Source organism: Photobacterium indicum (assembly GCF_003026215.1).
Lineage (GTDB): Bacteria > Pseudomonadota > Gammaproteobacteria > Enterobacterales > Vibrionaceae > Photobacterium > Photobacterium indicum.
Window position 1 is genome coordinate 953,635 of sequence record NZ_PYOC01000002.1, and the last position, 21,678, is coordinate 975,312.

Consider the following 21,678-nt stretch of genomic DNA (forward strand, 5'->3'; position numbering starts at 1 on the left):
TGTCAGTTTAGATATTCAACTAACTAAGCTAGATATTCATAACCTGAAACAGTCAAGAAATTCACAAGCTCGTCGCTGGTTGTTAATCGCGACATAAGCGCTGCAGCTTCTTCATACTGGCCTTGTTGGAATCGTTCGCTTCCTAGCTCTTGTTCCAACACCACCATTTCTTGATCTAACATGTCTTCAAATAACGCGTTGGTGACCACATCTCCATTGCTCAGTGATTTACCGTGTTTAATCCACTGCCAAATTGAAGCGCGTGATATTTCAGCGGTTGCTGCATCTTCCATCAATCCGTAAATAGGCACACACCCATTCCCCGTAATCCATGCTTCTATGTACTGAACAGCGACACGAATGTTGTGGCGCATTCCCTCTTCCGTACGTTCACCGTCGCATGGTGCGAGTAACTTTGCCGCAGTAATTGGGGCATCATCTTCACGGCTAATATCTAATTGGTTATTGCGCGTACCCAATGCTTCATCAAACACGGCACGAGCAGTATCGGCTAAACCTGGATGCGCAACCCATGTGCCATCGTGGCCATTGTTCGCTTCTAATGATTTATCGGTTTGAATTTTATTGAGTACCCATGCATTGCGCTCTGGCTCTTTTGATGGAATAAATGCAGCCATTCCTCCCATTGCAAATGCACCACGACGGTGACAAGTACGCACCAATAAACGGGAATAAGCATTTAGAAATGGCTTCTCCATCGTAACAACTTGTCTATCTGGCAAGATGCGATCCGGATGGTTTCGTAGCGTTTTGATATAGCTAAAAATATAATCCCAACGGCCACAATTAAGACCAACAATATGCTCTTTCAAGCTATAAAGAATCTCATCCATTTCAAAAACGGCTGGTAAAGTTTCAATCAATACCGTTGCTTTGATTGTGCCGCGTTGCAAACCAAACTCATCTTCAGTAAAACTAAAGACATCACTCCACCATGCCGCTTCTTGATACGCTTGTAGTTTGGGCAGGTAGAAATAAGGGCCGCTCCCTTTTTCTAGTAACTGTTTGTAGTTAAGGAAGAAGTACAATGCAAAATCAAACAGTGATCCAGGAATAGGCTCCCCTTGCCACAACAAATGCTTTTCTGGTAAATGAAGACCACGAACACGACAAATCAATACCGCCGGATCATCATTTAACGCATATTCTTTTCCGTTATCTGGGTTGGTGTAGCTAATATTGTTATTCACCGCATCACGCAGATTACGCTGCCCATCAAGCACTTCATTCCAAGCTGGCGCAAATGAATCTTCAAAATCAGCCATGAATACTTTTACATTTGCATTCAGGGCATTAATCACCATTTTACGGTCAACGGGACCGGTAATTTCAACACGTCGATCTTGTAGGTCGGTTGGTATATTTTGAATACGCCAATTACCGTTGCGTATGTCCGTCGTATCTGGCAGAAAATCAGGTAGCTTTCCAGCATCTATTTTTTGCTGGCGTTCTTCTCGTGCAGAAAGTAATTGAGGAACTCGGGAAGCAAAGCGCTGAACTAAACGCTCAACGAACTGCAAGGCTTCACTACTTAATATTTCTTGTTGTTCTGCTGTCAGTATTGTCTGTAATGACAGTTTAACTTCATAATCCGCGTTGCCTTGATTGTCCGTCATTTTCACCCCTCCACTCACTTGTAACTTAATCACTACTTTTATCAATAATTGAAAAACCTTAAATTCTGCAATCATCTGCGTTAACGCCCTATTTACGTTGCCGTAACAAATCAACAATTGCAAATTATTTTTTTACTACACGCTTGCAGCAAAAGAGAAGTAATCAATTCAAAACAACAAGTTAAATACTAGTAGAGTTAAAGCTCAAAACGCAAAATTAAAACAAAAAACAGTAAAAAACTCGGTTGATATAAATAGTAAGAATTACAGCAAAAAATGTAACAAGTTACGTAATTAAATTACCAGAAGTGAGCGTTAAGGATTTTTAATAAAAAACGTTTAAAACAGAATGCATCCATTACATTCGCTATAAAGATTTCAATAACAGTATATTAGGGCTACATTGTGGTTGCATTTCATACAGGAATTATAGGCGAGAATATTCACTCAATTTCATTTATTTGCAATACGAAACATAATAAACCTACAAAAAAGAGGTATTCGCTCAGAAGATAATAAGATGATATATCTTGATTTTTGATGGGATATCAGAAGATCGTGCTGGAATATTGTGCTTTCTACCAGCACGACTTCAAAAGGACTATAAAAGTCCTTCTACTATGTCGGCAAGACCGTTAAAGGTCTTGATTCGGCTAGACGTCGGGCGCCACACTAAACCAATTTCACGGTAAGCAGCCTGCCCCGGTGGTTCAATAACAACTAAGTTTTGATTATCTAATAAGCCATGATCGATAGCCATTTGAGGAATAAAGGTTGTGCCTAACCCATTCGCTACCATCTGCACTAACGTGTGTAAGCTTGTGGCTGTAAAGGGGTTTATTTTTTCTTTGGTGGTCAGCTTGCACGCAGAAACAGCATGATCAGTTAAGCAATGTTCTTTCTCTAACAAGAAAACCGATTCATCTGGTAAATCAGCGTATCGAAGGGGAACATTCACTTTTTCAGCCTGATTTTTGCTGATCACCATTTTAAAGGCATCTCGCCCTACGACCTTGCTGTGCATGTTATTGATATCAACAGGCAAAGCTAAGATCAGTACATCCATTTCACCATTACGTAACGCTGCTAACAGGTTCGTGGTAGTGTCTTCACGCAGCAGAAGGTTCAAGTTAGGGTGCATACGATTCACCTCTTGCACCAAATCGCACAGCAAGAATGGAGCGATAGTCGGTATACAACCAACCCGAAGCTGGCCTTCCATGCCATCACCTGTGCCACTTGATAATTCCATCAGATCTTGGCTACGTGCCAGTAATTCACGGGAACGTATCACGACCTCTTCCCCTGTAGAGGTAAAGACTAACGATTTGTTATCACGCTCGATTAATTGGCAATTCAACAATTCCTCAAGATTTTGAATGCCTGAACTCAGAGTCGATTGGCTAACAAAGCACTTTGCTGCCGCTTTGCCAAAATGGCGCGTTTCAAACAAAGTAACAATATAGTGAAGCTGCTTTAGTGAAGGAAATTTGCTCATCGTTTTTTCCGATTACTTCAATCTATTTATTCCGCTTTTTTCAATCTAACAGTTTAGGTATAGTTTGTCTCGTCCAAACAAGGAGCCTACCGAAAAGGTCGGCGACAAACAGAATATTTTAGGAGCACCAAAATGGTACTAGTAGGTCGTCAAGCACCAGATTTTACTGCTGCAGCTGTTCTAGGTAACGGCGAAATTGTTGATAACTTCAACTTCGCAGAGTTCACTAAAGGTAAAAAAGCAGTAGTTTTCTTTTACCCACTAGACTTCACTTTTGTTTGCCCATCAGAGCTAATCGCTTTTGACAAGCGCTTTGAAGATTTCCAAGCGAAAGGCGTTGAAGTAATCGGTGTTTCAATCGATTCTCAGTTCTCTCACAACGCATGGCGTAACACTGCTATCGAAGATGGCGGTATCGGTCAAGTTAAGTACCCATTAATCGCTGACATTAAACACGAAATCTGTAAAGCGTACGATGTAGAGCACCCAGAAGCTGGCGTTGCTTTCCGTGGTTCTTTCCTTATCGACGAAGACGGTCTTGTACGTCATCAAGTAGTTAACGACCTTCCACTAGGCCGTAACATCGACGAAATGCTACGCATGGTTGATGCACTAAACTTCCACCAGAAAAACGGTGAAGTTTGTCCAGCACAGTGGGAAGAAGGCAAAGCAGGTATGGACGCATCTCCAAAAGGTGTTGCTGACTACCTATCTGAGCACACTGCAGACCTATAATTCTTCTTATTGAAGAGTTAACAACACCATGCTCACGGTGTTGAGGCAACGAACGCAAAAGCGTAAAGCCTAAGTCAGCCAAAGGCAAAAAGAACGATGAGGCCCGGATTGCACCGGGCCCTTTTTTTATCTGAACAAAACTGCCCTTTCAATATTAATCGAACTGCCCTTATTCCCTCCCAAAATTTAGTCACATTTATGGTCATATGGATTAAACTGCCAACACCTATACACTCGCATTTGAATAATAATGACAATCCAACTTGAAGTTTGTATCGACAACCTAGAGTCACTTCACTATGCACAGCAAGGTGGCGCTTCCCGCATTGAATTATGTTCTTCATTGGCCCTTGGTGGTTTAACACCCAGCTCAGGTTTTATGCAGTTAGCAGCCAAACACGCCTCAATTCCTGTTTATGCCATGATTCGCCCACGCCAAGGTGATTTCTTATTTTCAAGTGATGATGTCGAAATCATGCTGGCTGATATTCACACAGCGAAAAAATCACAGCTTCAGGGTGTCGTTATTGGGGTATTAACGAAAGAAGGTCATATCGATCGCGATATTCTTAATAGCCTAATGAAAGAAGCAAATGGCTTAGGGGTAACGTTTCATCGCGCTATCGACCAATGTATTGATCCAATGGCAGCATTAGACAACATAATGGTCGCCGGTTGTGAGCGAATACTAACATCAGGCTTACAAGCTAATGCGCTTGATGGCGTAGATATGATTGCTGAAATGGTTAAATATTGTGGTGAACGTCTGAGTATAATGGCGGGTGCCGGAGTAACGGCTACTAACGCAAAACAAATTATCACTCGTACTGGTATTAGTGAAATTCACTTATCAGGGAAAAGCACACGCCCGAGTCATATGGTGCAATTCGCTAACCAAGCACATATGGGTAGCGCCGATATTGATGACTTCAGCATTCCTGTTACATCGGTTGAAAAGATCTCTGCAGTAATCAACGCAATCCGTTAGGTTTCATACTATTTAAACGATAAAGCCAGCACTATGGCTGGCTTTATTTTCCTGTCGATTATGTACCTTAAAAACCACGAACTCTTTTCGCCGGATGGATATCGTCTTCAGACGCTATACCGCTAGAGTACATGGCCGATTTCGTTTGAATAGAGCCATCGCAGTTAATATTACCAACAGGTATTTCTGGGTTTAATAAATATTGCGTCGTTGGGTTATCGATACACGTATTGCCATCAAAGCTAAAACCGTGGTCAACATAGTTATTCACCGTAATCAGAGAAGCCAAGTTACCAAATTGCTGACGCATCGATTCCGTCCAAGCATATGGTGTCGCGGGATCATACTGCCCGCCGATAATCAAAATACGCTGACCCGCTAACTTTTGCTCCATATTCTCGATATTCGCGACTGAATCTCGAGAGTTCGGCCAGTCTGCACATAACGATGCATTTTGTTCATATTGATAATGGCCAAATAATTTAGATTCCTTCATAAAATCAGATCTTAATACCTCATTCGTACTTATCGGACTAAGTTCATCGGTACAAATCACAGCACCAAATAGAGCATCACTTCGCGAGTAAGAAGATGAAAAGTTTTCACTCATTCTTGAAATAGGTTGAGACAAAGCTGTTTGCAAATCAGTGGCATCATCATCCTTCAGAAATTTGAATAACCCATCTGAAATTGGAGCCCATTCGTTATAAGATTGTCGGCTAACAAGACGATTCAATGTGCTGTCAGATTCATATTTAGAGAACGTCTTATTTTTTGTATCAACGTAATAGCTAGAGGCATTGATGGTATCGACCACTGTTTCGAATTTACTCATTCTTGATGTATTTTCTAGACGGTAATTCGCCACCGTGTCGTAACCTTTAGTATTACCTAAACGCAATTGTAGGTAGTTTTCTGCATTTGGTGGCATCGAAGAATCAAGCACAATAGCGCGCACATGCTCAGGAAACTGTTGCGCATATAACGAACCTAAACGCGTACCATAGGAATACCCGATAAAATTCAGATAATCATCCCCAAATTTCTGACGTAATTGGTCAAGATCCTTTACCACACTATTACTGCCTACGTACTGCGAAAATGTTGCATATTCATTATCACAATTACCGTTTTCAGCACACTGGGTAAGTTCTTTAGCATATTCACTACGGCCCGCCCCCCTTGGATCCATTCCAACAATATCAAAGCGATTCAAAATATCATTGGGTAAACGGTTTGCAGCCATAGAACCAGCACCATTTACTGCACTCGCACCAGGCCCTCCAAAGTTGAAAACCAAAATACCAAGGCGCTGAGACGGAATATTTGCTCGGCGAACACCGTAATAGACATCAATATTGCCATCATTCAAATTACTGTAATCTTTCGGTACCGACAAAAAGCCACATTCCATGTTTTGTGGGCAAGTGCGTTGTGCGTCAGTGGTCGTTTTAGAAAAATCACTCCCTCCATCACCACCACCACAACCTGCTAGTAATAAACTAACAGCCAATCCAGATATTAATCGGTACATCAAAAAACCTTATTCAGTGAAGTTGAAATAATAAACCATTAATTAATAATAATTATCATTACAATAAAAACACATATAAAAATAAAATGATACACCATGCAATTGCAATTCAAACAAATAGTTAGCTACAGCTATTCTTTTTTGTCATATCAATACCTAAAATTTACTGAACAACTATTCTTAAGGTTACAATTACATAACATCCTCTCTTAAGTACGCTTTATCTGGAGTGAACAATGTCCAACAATTCAGTCAATCGATTAAAGAAAAAGGACTATGAATCTGAGCTAGCCAACTTGCAGATAAAGCTGGTAAAACTGCAAGAATGGATAAAACACTCTGGTATGAAGGTGGTCGTTATTTTTGAAGGGCGGGATGCCGCGGGTAAAGGTGGGGTAATAAAACGTATCACTGAAAAGCTTAATCCTCGTGTTTGTCGTGTTGTTGCACTGCCTCAGCCGACAGAAAAAGAGAAAACACAGTGGTACTTTCAACGTTATGTTTCTCACCTTCCTGCCGCTGGTGAAATGATATTGCTTGATCGTAGTTGGTACAACCGCGCCGGTGTCGAGAAAGTCATGGGCTTTTGTTCAGATGAAGAATACAACGAGTTTCTTCGTTCATGCCCTGAATTTGAACGCATGCTTAAACGCTCAGGCATTATCTTGGTTAAGTACTGGTTTTCAGTCTCTGATGACGAACAAGAAAAACGCTTTTTAGAACGTATTAATACCCCAATGAAGCGTTGGAAGTTTAGCCCTATGGATTTAGAATCCCGCAATCGTTGGGCTGAATACTCCGCAGCAAAAGACGCAATGTTTGCCTATACAGACACAAAACAATGCCCTTGGTGGGTTGTCGATGCAGACAATAAAAAGAAAGCACGCATCAACTGTATTTCACACCTATTAACTCAGATCCCCTATAAAGAAATTGATTACCCAACTATCTCGTTACCTAAGGTGAATAAAGAAGGCTACGTACGTTCACCAATAGACAATCAAACTTTTATACCTGACCTGTTCAGCCCAAAATAAGTTTTGATCGCGCATAATGCTTTGTTCAAACAAAAAAGCACTTTGTGATTATCAGTTTTCTGGTAGCTTGATATCAACATGGATGGTTTAAGAGGTAGCCAGTATGGCGAAAGATTTATATTTAAAGCTCGATCTCAATCTACTACGAACATTTGTGATTCTATCGCAAGAGCTCAATATGCGAAAAGCCTCTGAGCGACTGTTCGTCAGTCAACCCGCAATCAGCCAAGCCTTACTCAAACTTCGCAACCATTTTGAAGACGAGCTTTTTGTGAAAACGCGACACGGTCTAAAACCAACAGCTTTCGGTGAAGAGCTGATGGATAGTATTAATCCAGTTATGGATGAACTATCTTCTACCTTAAACTGCAGCCAAGACTTTGATCCCGCCGATCTTGAGGGATCAATCCGTATTGCACTAGCGCCACATATCCTTACTTACCTTTCTAGTAAGTTGTTCCATGCTATTCGTAAAGATGCACCTAATGTCGATGTACATCTTCTTAACTGGTCACCGACAACACTTGAAGATTTGAATAAAGGTGAGATAGCCATCGGAGTTAATTTTGATATTCATCATGCACCTAAAGAACTAATTCGAAAAAAAGTCGGGGATGACACCTTCATTGTATATGTACGTAAAGATCATCCAATTAAAAAAGACGTCATTTCCCCCAAAGATGTCAAAGGCTATGAAATGGCTAACTTGATCATTCCAGATTGGAACTCAAATACCTCTCAAGCAGAGCGAGTAATGAAAAGTCATGGATTGAGTGTCAGAATTGGATTTCGCTCTGAATTACCAATGGCAGTGCTCGATGTAGTAAGACACACCGATATGGTCTATCCATCAACCACTTTTGTCCCTGAGCGAGAATTGAGAGAGTTACGCGGAATGAAGGTCAGTATTGATGGTAAAGATATCACTTTCCCTGTTATCGCTTATTATCATCAAAAGAATAAACGAAACCCAACAACACTTTGGCTGCATAAACTCATCAATCAGTTACTGCAAAAAGAAACTGTAAAATAACGCGATATTGCCTGATAAACTTCTTTCTTATTATTAGGCAATTCTACTTTCTACTAACCTTCCTCCTTATAAGTACTCCTTATCGGCTACTTAAGCTAGTCAGATTAATTAGCAGGCCTTATCAGTTAGATAATAATTGGTGATTAGATAAAAAACACCGCTCAATTTAATATTCTCTCATCGACTAGGAAGGTCAATAAATAGCCATAATAAAACGGCACTGCAGAGCAATGGAAGCTCGTAATATCTAACTAATTTTTATTGAGAGAATCAAATGAAAAAGAAATTACTGGCTTCACTCATTGCTGTGTCTGTTTTGGCTGGCTGTTCATCTTCTTCCGGTTCAAAAAATGAGGACGTAGATCCGGGTTATGGCTTTACCCCTAAACTTGAAAATCCTATTGAACTGGATCCAGAATATGGCAATCCAGAATTAGATCCTGGCTTTGATACTACAACACCAACATACGGTGATATTTCAGAAACTCATAATGGCTTTGCTATTACTGGTGATAATGGAACTGTCATCACCGTTGATACAAAAACCCATGACTCAACCGTCATCTACACAGATTCAGGTGTATTTACAATTAATGACAATAATGAGATCACGAATTACAGTACAGGTGAAGTAGTAGGTCACGTCCAGATCACTGATGATACTGTCACTCTCCGCACCGATAATGGTACCGAAGTTGTCTTTCGAAACGAAGATGGACGACTCTTCGCAGCAGTTATTTCTCGACCTGACAACCAAAATCCAATAGAGATGGAGCCTACACTCCCTATTCTTGGTGATATTTTGCCAGTTAACTACTCTGTTGTTGCTGTTGGGGATAGCACTTACAAAGCACTTGATTCTGAAGGAAATTATATTGCTTTGATTACCTATGATGACTCGGCCAATACCGCTCGAATCACGATGGGTGGTCAGTCTTATAACTTTGAAAACGTATTTGTATACAAAAATGATAATAATCAGGTCGTTGGCATTATCCATGATGATAAATATTGGACAGCTAACGGTGGTATAAAAGATATTGCAGAAATTAAATCAAATCTTGGTAACCTTTCTAACGAGCAAAAATCTCAGCTGCGTACCAAAGCGAAAGATCTACGTGAAAACATCAAGGCACAGATCAACCGTTCTTAACCATACGGGTTAAACGATTGATTCAAACCTAAAAAAGAGCCGCCATTCAGCGGTTCTTTTGACAATAAGCCTTGGTGAACATATGAAATTTATTAGCAAGGTACTTGCCGTTGCTGCAATATTGGCAAGTTCTTTTCAGCCAGCCACAGCTGAACCACAAATCGGTTTCCAAGTATCTAAAACGGGTGATGACTGGATAGGTACAGTAATCGGATCAATTCAAGCTACCGAAGAAATCAATGTAAGCGCCGAAATTGATTCTACTGGCTACCTAGAAATAGGCACTGGTTATGGGGTGATGTTTGGTCAATTTTATACTGAAGCCTTTGCGAGTTATGGCCGTGCAGATAGCATAGATATTTATGATCTTGGTATCTTCACAGGTACTGCATTAACCGAGAACCTCATGGCATTTGCAAGTACCTCTCATGAATGGCGTGACACAAAAGCCTTGATAGATATTGATTGGCTAGATCAACGAGAATGGAAATCATCAGTTGGACTTAGTTATAGCCCTTTAACGTGGCTTAATACCAGCTATAACTTTAATCATGATCGACTACTTTCAGGCAACCGCTGGTCTCAAGATGTCGTAAATGACAACATCAACAGCCATGATATTACTATTACATTTAAACCCAAATGGGTTGAACCCTATTTAAAGTATACCTACGGTGAATACCGAGTACGCCCAGGCGAACGTGTTACATCTGAAAGCTCATACGAAATGGGGGTTAATTTTAAATTCTAGCTTTTTGAATAGTATTTATACCAACCTAAATAAGTATCTGATCATTCTTGCTAGTTAAAATCGATAATAACAGCGTTAGAAATTTTATAATTAGAACCACTAGTTACTCCAATTTCTATAATGAAAATATAACCCATTCAGCCATTTGGTTACTCTCGCCCCTACGACTCATATCTTTATTCTAGGGGCTTTTTTGATCGTCTTATCAAACCTACCTTTCTTCCCCTCACATATTCATCAACAACGATAATTAAGTTACTGAGTTCCCAATAAGCCTCCAATATACCCCTTCGGCATGAGCACTTAACACAGGTAATAAGCATTACTAATAATCGATATAGACCAAACTAATTACATTATGAACAGTGTTTAATTTAATATCTCTCACATCGAAACGCAGTTACTTCTGCGGGTATAAAAACAATCACAACTTATTTATTTGGGTATATTATGAAAAAGACAATCTTTGCTCTAACTATCGCATCCTTACTTTCAGCTCCAGCCTTAGCATCTAAAGATGGTTTTTACATCGGTGCTGACTTAGGCTCAAACCGCCTAGATAGTGAATCATTCGATACTGGCATTGGCTTGGTGGCAGGCTATGACTTCCAAATCACGCAACAGATTGTCATTGGTGTCGAAGGTGAATATCGTAGCTATGGTAAGGATAAAGTGACAATAGTTGATGGTTGGTCTGCCGAATTGAAAGCTCACTCATTCGGTATCAATGTAAAACCTAAATATTATTTCAATGATAACTTTTACGCAGGTGCTCAGTTGGGCTTACACAGTGTAAAAGAAGAATTCAAAGAAGACTTTTTTGGTGATGTTGATAAATTCTCTGACAGTGATACTGGCTTGTCATACGGCTTAGAAGCAGGCTATGATTTCAATCAAAACGTGACAGTCAAGGCAGGTTACAAGGCCATTTCAGTTAAGCCACTAGACGTCGACTCTGATTACAGTACGTTCTACATTGGTGCTAACTATAAGTTTTAAATAACCATAAGTTTTAAATAACTACGCCGTAAAGCACCCTGTATAACCTATTCAGGGTGCCTACTGCTGCTATTGATCACTTCAATATATTGCCGATTTCATCAGGATTAGTATGACGAACATCTTTGCCTTTAACGAAATAGATAATATATTCACAAATATTTTGGCAGCGATCACCAACTCGTTCAATAGAACGCGCCGACCACATTACTTGTAATACATTGGGTATTGAGCGCGGATCTTCCATCATATATGTCATCAATTGACGAATTATCGCTTCATATTCACGATCAATACGATCATCTTCTTGATACACTTCAACGGCTGCTTTTACATCCATCCGCGCAAACGCATCAAGTACATCATGCAGCATTTTCACGGCATGTTGACCAAGTGCTTCTAACGATACCAATAAGTTATATTGTTTATTCGTAAAGTTTTCTAATGCCACTTTTGCAATACTTTCTGCTACATCACCGATACGTTCTAGATCAGTAATGGTTTTAATTATGGCGATAACTAACCGTAAATCACTCGCGGTTGGCTGACGTTTCGCGATAATACGCGTGCACGCTTCATCAATTGCTACTTCCATCGCATTAACTTTGTGATCGTCTTTAATCACACGTTTAGCTAATTCAGCATCTTGCTGATGCATTGCTTTTAATGAATCTGCTAACTGCTGTTCAACTAACCCACCCATTGCTAATACATGCGTACGGATACTTTCTAATTCGGCATTAAACTGACCAGATATATGGCGGCCAAGGCTTAAATTATCTAACATATTGCGACTCCTTAACCGTATCGGCCAGTAATGTAATCTTCAGTGCGTTTCTCTTTTGGGGTGGTAAAAATATCATTGGTACTAGAGTATTCCACCAGCTCACCCATGTGCATAAATGCGGTTTGATCCGACACTCGAGCAGCCTGTTGCATGTTATGGGTTACGATAATGACCGTGTATTTCGTTTTTAGATCATTGATCAATTCTTCAATCGTCAGCGTCGAAATAGGATCCAGCGCTGATGTAGGTTCATCCAATAACAAGACTTCAGGCTCAATCGCAATCGCTCGGGCAATCACCAAACGCTGCTGCTGACCACCTGATAAACCAAAGGCATTTTCATGTAAACGATCTTTTACTTCATCCCACAACGCCGCACCACGTAATGAGTTTTCAACCGCGTCATCAAGTACTCGACGCTCTTTCAACCCTTGCAAACGCAGCCCATAAACCACGTTTTCATAAATCGATTTAGGAAATGGATTCGGGCGCTGAAATACCATACCCACTCGACGACGTAATGATGCTACATCCACTTTACTGTCATAGATGTTTTGACCATGAAGCATGATCTTGCCATCAACACGGCAACCTTCCACCAATTCATTCATTCGGTTAATGCAGCGTAATAATGTCGATTTACCGCAACCTGACGGACCAATGAATGAGGTAACCTGCCCTTTCGCAATGCGCATATTAATATCAAACAACGCCTGCGTATTACCGTAATGAAGATCGAGCCCTTCAATTGACATCGCCGTTTTGTCATCGGGTAACGAGGCTAAATCTAACGGCTCAAATAAGCCCATTGATGGATTAACTGAAAGCATGTGTTTCTCGCTATTATATCAACGCGTTACTGCTCTAAAGAGCGGAATTTCTCACGTAGATGATTTCGAATACCAATGGCTGTTAAATTCAAGCCGACGATAACAGTCACTAGTAAAAATGAGGTGGCATACACTAATGGGCGAGCCGCTTCTACATTGGGGCTTTGAAAGCCGACATCATAGATATGGTATCCAAGGTGCATGAACTTACGATCTAAATGCACATAAGGAAAATGACCATCAACAGGCAGCGTGGGTGCCATTTTTACGACCCCCACCAACATAAGAGGAGCAACTTCACCTGCTGCACGTGCAACCGCTAAAATTAAACCTGTCATTATTGCAGGGCTTGCCATTGGCAATACTATTCGCCACAACGTTTCAAACTGCGTGGCACCTAATGCCAATGAGCCATGGCGCACTGAACTAGGAATACGCGCCAAACCTTCTTCTGTTGATACAATCACAACAGGCAAGGTTAAAATGGCTAATGTCAGTGCCGACCATAAAATACCTGGTGTACCGAAAGTAGGCGTTGGCAGTTGTGACGAAAAGAACACATCATCGATTGTTCCCCCAACCATGTATACGAAAAAGCCTAAACCAAACACACCGTATACAATAGAAGGCACACCCGCTAAGTTAATCACAGCCACACGAATAAGCTTAGTAAAGCCATTTTTACCTGCATATTCATGTAGGTAAATAGCAGCCATTACGCCTAGTGGTGTCACTATAATACTCATTAGTAGCACCATGAAAACAGTACCAAAAATAGCAGGAAAAACGCCACCTTCAGTATTAACTTCACGGGGGTCTTCGGTTAAAAACTTAACCACCTGATGCCCCCAGTGCGTAAACTTACCCAAAAATGATAAATTATTCGGATACCACATATCCAACACTTGTATCATCGGCAACATTACTTCATTACCATGCATATCAACGACAACTAATGCATCATTTTGCAATTTTTCTTGCAGCACAAAAAGACGTTGTTCTACCTCTAAATAAGCATCTTGTAACCGTTTTATTTCTGTATCAATCGATTGTTGTGCCGATTCATCTAATGAGAACTGTGCAGGATCGTTTGATGATTCATTCACGGCTAACTTACGCAGCTTTAACCGCTGCTGATTTAATTGCCAATTAATATCTGCAATCTCAGTCTCTTGTAGGTCATCTAATTGGGTACGCACAAGATTGGCTTGTAATACGCCAGCCTCAATATCTTCGACACCGCGACGCTGACCGCCATCAATAAAACCGATAGGATAACCGTAAAATTTACCATTCTTATCACGATCGATAACCGCTATATTGTCTGCCAATACTTGGCGTGTGATTTGCGTTTTCAGTAACGTTATAAAATCAAGCGCGACACGCTCTCGATTGCCCGTTTTAATTAAGTAACGCGGTACGCTATTACCTTCAATGCTAGAAACATCGATTCCTGCATCAGCTAGCTGTTCAACCGGTATACTTTTTTGTTCGTATATTTCGCCAATAATTATTTGGTTGCTACCATTGATCGACACATCAAATTGATAAACAGGCGCCGGCCAAAAAAAGCTGAGCCCTTTCCAGCCAATCAATAGCAATAAACCCAATACAGCAACCAGACTTAAACTTACCGCACCCGCAGTAAGCCATATCCAAGGCGAGCCTGATTTAAACCACTTAATCATTAATCAACATATTCCATATTCCTATAACGACAGAATAAACTCTATTTGAATCAATACACGAATACACATTGCCCATCCGTGGTATCACACACATGATTATTACAATGAACTGTACTTTTCGCGCAAGCGCTGGCGAACCAATTCACCGATAGTATTAAAAATAAAAGTGAATATAAACAAGACAAATGCAGCAAGAAATAGGACGCGATAATGTGAACTGCCCACTTCAGATTCTGGCATTTCAATCGCAATCGTTGCCGCTAATGTACGCATCCCTTGCAGAATATTCCAATCCATAATAGGGGTATTCCCCGTAGCCATCAGCACAATCATTGTTTCACCGACAGCTCGACCTAACCCCATCATTAGCGCAGAAAAAATACCCGGACTTGCCGTTAACAGCACCACTTTTGTCAGAGTTTGCCAATGCGTTGCACCCAATGCTAATGAACCACTGGTTAAATGACCCGGCACAGAAAAGATGGCATCTTCAGCAATAGAGAAAATGGTAGGAATAACCGCAAACCCCATTGCAATACCAACAACGAGTGCATTACGCTGATCGTAGCCAATACCTAGTTCATTGGTAAGAAAGCCGCGCACATCGCCGTCAAATAACCATTGATCGATATACGGACTCGCCGCTATGCACCCGTAGCCCAATAGCACAATCACAGGCATAAGAATCACAATGTGAAAGCCATTAGGAATACGGTATCGCCATTTCCCCGGTAATACAGCCCATCCCCAGCCAACCAATAAAATAGTCACTGGAAATAAAATCAAGCTCATCACAATACCTGACAGGTACATTTCTACAATCGGAGCTAGCCACAACCCCGCTAAGAAACCGAGAATAACGGTTGGTAGCGCTTCCATAATTTCAACGGTCGGTTTAACTACATTACGCATTCTAGATGACATAAAGTATGCAGTATAAACCGCGCCAGCCAATGCTAACGGTATTGCAAAAAACATGGCATACAATGCTGCTTTTAGCGTACCAAATACGATAGGCACCAAACTCAGCTTAGGTTCAAATTCATCACTGGCAGACGTTGATTGCCATACGTAATCAGGCTCTTGATACCCTTCGTACCATACTTGTTGCCACAAAGAAGCAAAGCCAATTTCAGGGTGAGAATTTTTAACGGTATAGGTTTGCCATTGATCCCCTGAAATGGCTAACAAGCGATCTGCACGAGGAGAAATAATCAGCTTATCAGGTACTTGCTCAAATAGAGGTTCTTTGTATAACACGTTACGTTCTGATGTGTAGTATGCCGACAACATGCCATCTTGCTGTACAGCAAAAAAGCCTTTGCGGTAGTACTCAGAAACCAACTCTTTTATCGGGATAGCTGAAAACTCAAAATCACGAGCTTTCACTAACGATCGTTTGCCATCACGAACCACTTCAAACCATTGCGATACAGAATTATCAGAGGCAGTAAGCAACAATGAATTAGCACCTGATAGCAACTCTATCTTTTCAATGTTGCCATTTTTATCACTCACATTCACGACATCACGGACTTTGGCACCAGATTGGTTTACCTGTACGACGTAAATATAATTACCACTGCGTAAATAGACGGTGCGCCCATCTGGCGTCACAATAATCTCATTAATGTTTTGTGGTACGTCTGTAATTTCGAATGAATGAGGTTGCCAGATAGAGCCCGTATTTAGTGGGCCGCTATTTAATGCATCGTCTTGACCTTTAAATGTCATGGCAACAATGCGGCTATCAGCCGTTTTACCAACAATAATGGCTTCACTATCTCGAGATGAAATAGCAAGATCCACAATGGCTTGCCCTTGCGGATCAAGTAAGAAACGTGATTGCCCCAAAGGGTAAGAAACACTGGCTGTGCTTATACGTTTATTACCAGGAAAGCTAACCTGAAATATGGGTTTTACAACGTTAACGAAACCATCGCTTAGCCCATAAGCAAAAATAGCATCGCGAGGGAGACTTTGTGCAAAACTAACGGGGTTATTAGCAATAGAGTGCTGGCTAATAATAGGATCGAGCGAGTCTTCAGGTTTCAAGCTGACAAAAGTCAGTTCGCCTTGCTTAGAAAAGCGAAAAGCGAAATCGTTATTTTCTTCAACGCCAACGGCTGCAACGGTATCAGGGAAAGAAGCAATAGTGATATTACGAGGCTTTACGGTGACTGACGAGAAGATTGGCAGCGTGACATAAAGTAAATAAAAGAAGATCAAAACCAAAGTAATAAGTACAGAAATGCCACCAGCTGTTACACCAAACCGCACCAATCGGTCTCTTAAACGTCGACCACGGTTTTCCCCCAACAAAAATGCGCTGGCACTCGCCATTATTACCTCTAGCTTTTTATACGTTTACTAATAATATGTCTTTTAGATGACAATTTTGTGACAACAGGATCCACAAAGATCATTGTAACCTCTTTATTGAAATCCCGACTTATTAAAATGACATAAAGTTGCAATAAAATGTCAGTACTCTTAATGATTTATGATCCTATTCAGATTTCAACTCATGGTTCTCGTTCGAATGTGGACAGAATCCCTCTATGCTTCAATAATTAATATACCCAAGCAGCCTCAATATGCAGGATTCAGAGTGATCTCAGTGAGCATCTAGAGGTAACTTGGGTATAGTACTAATATAAAAGTTTCACTCTACTTTTACTCATTACCCACTCTCACGAAAAAGGAAATTCGTTATGAAACATCTTATCATCACCATTATCGGTAAAGATCGCCCAGGGCTTGTAGAGCTTCTCTCTGACACGATTTTCCAAAATAACGGAAATTGGTTAAGCAGTAGCCTGAGTAAACTAGCTGGTCAGTTTGCCGGTATTCTGCAAGTGGAAGTGGCCCCTGAAGACATGCCGCAATTAAGTGCAGCGTTAACCAAAATAGATGAATTACAAATACACATAGTGGAAGAAGCAAAAAAAACAGCGCCTTTACCAGAATTACATCAACTAACAGTAACGGGCAATGATCGCCCAGGTATCGTAAAAGAAGTCACCACGCTATTGAGCCAGCTGAACATCAATATCAACAAATTGAAGACAGAAACTCAAAGTGCACCTAACTGGGGATACCCCATTTTCATCGCGACTTTTCAATTAGAAACCCCTGCCAATATTGATCTGGATATTATTCAAGATGAACTCGAAAAGTTAGCCGATGATTTAACTGTGGATATCGAAGATTACGTACCTGCATAAATTCCACGTACTTCAATAGGGAATGAAGAGTCATTCCCTACTTTTAATCAAACCACAATACTGCGTTTATTTATCTTGTAAGAAGCCGTTCGCAATATCGTCTATTCAATAATACAACAGGAAAACAATGAGCACGGAATCTCTCTATATTGAAAAAGAGCTTAGCTGGTTATCATTCAATGAACGAGTACTGCAAGAAGCGGCTGATAAATCTGTCCCTTTAATTGAACGTGTTCGCTTCTTGGGTATTTTTTCTAGCAATACCGATGAATTCTATAAAGTAAGATTTGCCGACATTAAACGTAGAATTCTGATCAATCAGGTACAAGGCGGCGATGATGGCGCTAAGCACCTCTTAAGCAAAATTCAAAGTCGTGTGTTAAAAATGAATCAAGACTTTGATACTTTATACAATGAGATATTACTTGAAATGGCACGTCGCCATATTTTTCTCGTCAACGATCTTCAATTAGACGAGCATCAACAAAATTGGCTGCGCCGATATTTCCGTGATTCCATTTTGCCCCACATTACGCCGATTCTGCTTACTGACGATATTGACCTACTGCAATTTCTGAAAGACGAATACTCATACCTTGCCATTGAAATGCAGCAAGGTGAAAAAAAACGTCATGCGCTTATTGAGATCCCAACCGATCAACTCCCCCGTTTCATCGAATTGCCAGAGCCTAAAGGTAAACGAAAAAAAACCCTCATTTTGCTCGATAACATTATCCGCTTTTGCTTAGATGATATTTTCAATGGCTTCTTTGAGTACGATAGCCTAACCGCATACTCAATGAAAATGACCAGAGATGCCGAATACGATCTTAGCCAAGAGGTAGAACATAGCTTACTGGAACAAATGTCTGAAGGGCTAAATCAACGCATCACGGCAATGCCTGTACGCTTTGTTTACCAGCGTGATATGCCGGGCAATATGACCGATGTGCTGTGTGGACTACTTAAAGTGTCCCGTTACGACAGTATTATTCCTGGTGGTCGTTACCATAACTTCAAGGATTTTATCGGCTTCCCTAATGTCGGGCGTAAATACCTTGAAAATGCCTCATTACCACCCATTCAAAGCTACCATTTCACCCAAGCACGTAACGCATTTGATGCCATAAAAGCACAAGATATTCTGCTGTATTATCCGTATCACACCTTTAACCATGTAACAGAATTTATTCGCCAGGCGTCATACGACCCCAAAGTACGTTCAATAAAAATTAATATCTACCGAGTAGCCAAACACTCACGGGTGATTGATTCAATGATTGATGCGGCCAATAACGGTAAACGTGTCACCGTAGTGGTTGAACTACAAGCGCGTTTTGATGAAGAGGCCAATATTGAATGGGCAAGGCGATTAACTGAAGCCGGGGTGCATGTCGTTTTTGGGGTACCAGGTTTAAAAATTCACTCTAAGTTATGCCTTATCACCCGACAAGAAGACGATAAACTAGTTCGTTATGCGCACATTGGTACTGGGAATTTTAACGAAAAAACAGCACGTATTTATACTGATTTCTCTTTAATGACCTGTAGCACAGAGATTGCAGACGAAGTAAAGCAAGTCTTTAGTTACATCCAAAACCCCTATCGCCCAGCTGAATTTACCCACCTTATTGTTTCACCTCGTAACTCACGAAGCCGACTCTACGATTTAATTGATCGTGAAATTGCACATGCTAAGCAAAATTTGCTATCTGGTATTACACTTAAGGTTAATAACCTTGTCGATAAGGGCTTGATTAACATGCTGTATCAGGCGAGTAATAACGGCGTCAAGATTAAGCTTATTGTTCGAGGTATGTGTGCGCTTATACCAGGGTTAAAAGGGATCAGTGAGAACATTTCCGCAATCAGCATTGTTGACCGCTTTCTTGAGCACCCAAGAGTGGCAGTATTCAATAATAATAATAACCCAGATGTCATGATCTCTTCTGCCGACTGGATGACACGCAACATCGACAACCGCATTGAAGTGGGTTGCCTGATCAATGATCCTGCATTAAAGAAAAAAATCATCGACATCTTAAACATTCAGCTTACAGATACAGTGAAGGCACGTATTCTCGATAAAGAAATGAGCAATCAATATGTGCCTCGTGGTAATCGTCGTAAAGTTCGCTCACAAATCGCCATTTACGATTACCTAAAACACAGTGAAAAGCAGCTGAAGAAACGAGCAGAAAAGGCGATAACAAACAATGACACTCATTAATAACGAACGTCCTCGTGAAATTGCAGCAATTGATATGGGCTCAAATAGCTTCCATATGGTTGTTGCCCGCGTTGTAGGGCAAAGCTTGCAAATTATCAGCCGCCACAAACAGCGGGTACACCTTGCTTCAGGGTTAGATTCCCAACAGAACTTAGATCAAGCTGCGATTCAACGTGGCTTAAACTGCTTAACGATGTTTGCAGAACGATTACAAGGTTTCGCACCCGAAAATGTACGTATTGCTGCCACCTATACCCTACGCCAAGCCCGTAATGCCCACGTTTTTTTAAAGCGTGCAGAAAGCATATTGCCCTACCCTATAGAAATCATTCCCGGCACTGAGGAAGCTCGCTTAATCTATTTAGGGGTTGCGCACACCCAGCCCGATACGGGACGTAAGTTGATCGTAGATATAGGCGGCGGCAGTACTGAACTGGTGATCGGTGAAGAATTCGATACCCATATACTTTATAGCAAGCATATGGGGTGTGTAAGCTACAATAAAAGCCACTTTCAAAATGCTAAGTTAAACAGTAAAAACTTTGCAGCGGCACAACTTGCCGCACAACAAAAAATGGAATGTATCACCAGTAAATACCGTAAATTCGGCTGGGATAAAGCAGTAGGATCCTCAGGCACGATAAAAGCTATTCGAGAGGTATTAATCGCTAGCGGTTACTCTGATGGGGTGATTACCAGCAAACGCTTAAACCAACTTATCGAACAAGTGTTGTCATTCAAAACAACGGAAGACCTTGATCTACCCGGTTTAACCGATGACCGTAAACCCGTTTTTGCTGCTGGTCTTGCGATTTTAAGTGCGGTGTTTAGCGCTTTGAATATAGATGAAATGATTTACTCAGATGGTGCACTACGTGAAGGTTTATTGTATGAAATGGAAGATCGTTTCCGTCATAGCGATATTCGTACACGCACGGCCAATGCCATGGCAAAGCAATATAATATCGATATTGGCCAAGCAAACCGTGTGAAACATGCTGCTGAATATTTTTATAACCAAATAGACACGCATCCTGGGTTAGCAAAATCAGAGCTCTCAATATTATTAAGCTGGGGAGCATTACTTCACGAAGTGGGATTAAGTATTAGTTATCCAGGGTTTCATCGTCATTCTGCTTATCTACTTCGCCACAGTACGATGCCAGGCTTCAATCTTGAACAACAAACGGTATTAGCCACCTTGGTGCGTTTTCAACGTAAAGCATTAAAACTAGAAGAAATGCCAGAACTTAGTATCTACAAGCGTAAACATTTATACCCTCTGATTCGCACGCTGCGTATTGCTACCGCTCTAAACGGGCAACGCATTGATGAACCTTTACCTACCATCAAAATTAAGGCAGAGAAAGAGCACTGGCAGCTTACTTTACCCCTCGGTTGGTTGGGTAATAATAAACTATTAGCGGCTGATTTAATCAAAGAACAAGAATATTGGCAAAAAGCGGGATGGCAATTATCGATTGAAGAATAATGGTCATTAAGAGTAATTAACATAAACAATCGAGATAACTAAAATCTAGTTATCTCGAT

17 protein-coding genes are annotated in these 21,678 nt (G+C 40.9%); 10 read left to right on the top strand and 7 right to left on the bottom strand.

What is annotated here, in order from left to right; genetic code table 11:
• Nucleotides 1-23: 23 nt before the first annotated feature.
• Nucleotides 24-1,637 carry a malate synthase A gene (gene aceB / locus C9J47_RS10265; protein ID WP_107253476.1) on the bottom strand — a complete coding sequence of 538 codons (1,614 nt, stop codon included), beginning with the start codon at nucleotides 1,635-1,637 and terminating at the stop codon, nucleotides 24-26.
• Between the two features lie 601 nt (nucleotides 1,638-2,238).
• Nucleotides 2,239-3,135, bottom strand: a complete 897-nt coding sequence (locus C9J47_RS10270) for a hydrogen peroxide-inducible genes activator (protein ID WP_107253413.1) — start codon at nucleotides 3,133-3,135, stop codon at nucleotides 2,239-2,241.
• 132 nt (nucleotides 3,136-3,267) lie between these two features.
• On the opposite strand from C9J47_RS10270, the gene C9J47_RS10275 reads away from it, so the two are divergent.
• Both C9J47_RS10275 and C9J47_RS10280 read left to right on the top strand, forming a co-directional pair.
• Nucleotides 3,268-3,870 carry a peroxiredoxin C gene (locus tag C9J47_RS10275; RefSeq protein ID WP_006230787.1) on the top strand — a complete coding sequence of 201 codons (603 nt, stop codon included), beginning with the start codon at nucleotides 3,268-3,270 and terminating at the stop codon, nucleotides 3,868-3,870.
• Nucleotides 3,871-4,120: 250 nt separating this feature from the next.
• On the top strand, nucleotides 4,121-4,858 hold the full coding sequence (locus C9J47_RS10280; RefSeq protein WP_107253414.1) for a copper homeostasis protein CutC: 738 nt from the start codon (nucleotides 4,121-4,123) through the stop codon (nucleotides 4,856-4,858).
• 67 nt (nucleotides 4,859-4,925) lie between these two features.
• On the opposite strand, the gene C9J47_RS10285 is transcribed toward C9J47_RS10280, so the two are convergent.
• Complete coding sequence (locus tag C9J47_RS10285; RefSeq protein ID WP_107253415.1) at nucleotides 4,926-6,392, bottom strand: alpha/beta hydrolase; 1,467 nt, start codon at nucleotides 6,390-6,392, stop codon at nucleotides 4,926-4,928.
• A 236-nt stretch (nucleotides 6,393-6,628) separates the two neighbouring features.
• Between C9J47_RS10285 and ppk2 the strand changes: the two genes are divergently transcribed.
• The 5 genes from ppk2 to C9J47_RS10310 all read left to right on the top strand — a co-directional run bounded on the left by ppk2 (nucleotide 6,629) and on the right by C9J47_RS10310 (nucleotide 11,365).
• Entirely contained in the window at nucleotides 6,629-7,429 is an 801-nt protein-coding gene (ppk2, locus tag C9J47_RS10290; RefSeq protein WP_107253416.1) for a polyphosphate kinase 2, read from the top strand.
• Between the two features lie 103 nt (nucleotides 7,430-7,532).
• Complete coding sequence (locus C9J47_RS10295) at nucleotides 7,533-8,462, top strand: LysR family transcriptional regulator (protein ID WP_107253417.1); 930 nt, start codon at nucleotides 7,533-7,535, stop codon at nucleotides 8,460-8,462.
• 274 nt (nucleotides 8,463-8,736) lie between these two features.
• Nucleotides 8,737-9,615, top strand: a complete 879-nt coding sequence (locus tag C9J47_RS10300; protein WP_107253418.1) for a PQQ-binding-like beta-propeller repeat protein — start codon at nucleotides 8,737-8,739, stop codon at nucleotides 9,613-9,615.
• Between the two features lie 82 nt (nucleotides 9,616-9,697).
• Complete coding sequence (locus C9J47_RS10305) at nucleotides 9,698-10,366, top strand: hypothetical protein (RefSeq protein WP_107253419.1); 669 nt, start codon at nucleotides 9,698-9,700, stop codon at nucleotides 10,364-10,366.
• Between the two features lie 450 nt (nucleotides 10,367-10,816).
• Nucleotides 10,817-11,365, top strand: coding sequence for a porin family protein (locus C9J47_RS10310; protein WP_107253420.1), 549 nt, complete (start codon nucleotides 10,817-10,819; stop codon nucleotides 11,363-11,365).
• A 76-nt stretch (nucleotides 11,366-11,441) separates the two neighbouring features.
• Here the strand turns inward: C9J47_RS10310 and phoU are convergent, their stop codons facing one another.
• The 4 genes from phoU to C9J47_RS10330 all read right to left on the bottom strand — a co-directional run bounded on the left by phoU (nucleotide 11,442) and on the right by C9J47_RS10330 (nucleotide 17,013).
• Nucleotides 11,442-12,152 (bottom strand): phosphate signaling complex protein PhoU, encoded by a 711-nt coding sequence (gene phoU, locus C9J47_RS10315; protein ID WP_107253421.1) that lies wholly within the window; start codon nucleotides 12,150-12,152, stop codon nucleotides 11,442-11,444.
• A gap of 11 nt (nucleotides 12,153-12,163) precedes the next feature.
• Complete coding sequence (pstB, locus tag C9J47_RS10320) at nucleotides 12,164-12,982, bottom strand: phosphate ABC transporter ATP-binding protein PstB (RefSeq protein ID WP_107253422.1); 819 nt, start codon at nucleotides 12,980-12,982, stop codon at nucleotides 12,164-12,166.
• Between the two features lie 26 nt (nucleotides 12,983-13,008).
• On the bottom strand, nucleotides 13,009-14,670 hold the full coding sequence (pstA, locus tag C9J47_RS10325; protein ID WP_107253423.1) for a phosphate ABC transporter permease PstA: 1,662 nt from the start codon (nucleotides 14,668-14,670) through the stop codon (nucleotides 13,009-13,011).
• 99 nt (nucleotides 14,671-14,769) lie between these two features.
• Nucleotides 14,770-17,013, bottom strand: coding sequence for an ABC transporter permease subunit (locus C9J47_RS10330; RefSeq protein WP_107253424.1), 2,244 nt, complete (start codon nucleotides 17,011-17,013; stop codon nucleotides 14,770-14,772).
• A gap of 371 nt (nucleotides 17,014-17,384) precedes the next feature.
• Here C9J47_RS10330 and C9J47_RS10335 point away from each other — a divergent pair, with 371 nt between their 5' ends.
• The 3 genes from C9J47_RS10335 (at nucleotide 17,385) to ppx (ending at nucleotide 21,619) form a co-directional block, all read left to right on the top strand.
• Complete coding sequence (locus tag C9J47_RS10335; protein WP_107253425.1) at nucleotides 17,385-17,897, top strand: glycine cleavage system transcriptional repressor; 513 nt, start codon at nucleotides 17,385-17,387, stop codon at nucleotides 17,895-17,897.
• A 127-nt stretch (nucleotides 17,898-18,024) separates the two neighbouring features.
• Nucleotides 18,025-20,127 carry a polyphosphate kinase 1 gene (gene ppk1, locus C9J47_RS10340; RefSeq protein WP_107253426.1) on the top strand — a complete coding sequence of 701 codons (2,103 nt, stop codon included), beginning with the start codon at nucleotides 18,025-18,027 and terminating at the stop codon, nucleotides 20,125-20,127.
• Nucleotides 20,114-21,619: an exopolyphosphatase gene (gene ppx / locus C9J47_RS10345; RefSeq protein ID WP_107253427.1), complete on the top strand. Its 1,506-nt coding sequence runs from the start codon at nucleotides 20,114-20,116 to the stop codon at nucleotides 21,617-21,619. Before ppk1 ends, ppx begins: the two co-directional genes overlap by 14 nt.
• Nucleotides 21,620-21,678 lie beyond the last annotated feature (59 nt).

Bases quoted from the DNA above. Each gene is read 5' to 3' on its own strand.
- aceB (WP_107253476.1), bottom strand. From the start codon at position 1,637: ATGACGGACAATCAAGGCAACGCGGATTATGAAGTTAAACTGTCATTA.
- C9J47_RS10270 (WP_107253413.1), bottom strand. From the start codon at position 3,135: ATGAGCAAATTTCCTTCACTAAAGCAGCTTCACTATATTGTTACTTTG.
- C9J47_RS10275 (WP_006230787.1), top strand. From the start codon at position 3,268: ATGGTACTAGTAGGTCGTCAAGCACCAGATTTTACTGCTGCAGCTGTT.
- C9J47_RS10280 (WP_107253414.1), top strand. From the start codon at position 4,121: ATGACAATCCAACTTGAAGTTTGTATCGACAACCTAGAGTCACTTCAC.
- C9J47_RS10285 (WP_107253415.1), bottom strand. From the start codon at position 6,392: ATGTACCGATTAATATCTGGATTGGCTGTTAGTTTATTACTAGCAGGT.
- ppk2 (WP_107253416.1), top strand. From the start codon at position 6,629: ATGTCCAACAATTCAGTCAATCGATTAAAGAAAAAGGACTATGAATCT.
- C9J47_RS10295 (WP_107253417.1), top strand. From the start codon at position 7,533: ATGGCGAAAGATTTATATTTAAAGCTCGATCTCAATCTACTACGAACA.
- C9J47_RS10300 (WP_107253418.1), top strand. From the start codon at position 8,737: ATGAAAAAGAAATTACTGGCTTCACTCATTGCTGTGTCTGTTTTGGCT.
- C9J47_RS10305 (WP_107253419.1), top strand. From the start codon at position 9,698: ATGAAATTTATTAGCAAGGTACTTGCCGTTGCTGCAATATTGGCAAGT.
- C9J47_RS10310 (WP_107253420.1), top strand. From the start codon at position 10,817: ATGAAAAAGACAATCTTTGCTCTAACTATCGCATCCTTACTTTCAGCT.
- phoU (WP_107253421.1), bottom strand. From the start codon at position 12,152: ATGTTAGATAATTTAAGCCTTGGCCGCCATATATCTGGTCAGTTTAAT.
- pstB (WP_107253422.1), bottom strand. From the start codon at position 12,982: ATGCTTTCAGTTAATCCATCAATGGGCTTATTTGAGCCGTTAGATTTA.
- pstA (WP_107253423.1), bottom strand. From the start codon at position 14,670: ATGATTAAGTGGTTTAAATCAGGCTCGCCTTGGATATGGCTTACTGCG.
- C9J47_RS10330 (WP_107253424.1), bottom strand. From the start codon at position 17,013: ATGGCGAGTGCCAGCGCATTTTTGTTGGGGGAAAACCGTGGTCGACGT.
- C9J47_RS10335 (WP_107253425.1), top strand. From the start codon at position 17,385: ATGAAACATCTTATCATCACCATTATCGGTAAAGATCGCCCAGGGCTT.
- ppk1 (WP_107253426.1), top strand. From the start codon at position 18,025: ATGAGCACGGAATCTCTCTATATTGAAAAAGAGCTTAGCTGGTTATCA.
- ppx (WP_107253427.1), top strand. From the start codon at position 20,114: ATGACACTCATTAATAACGAACGTCCTCGTGAAATTGCAGCAATTGAT.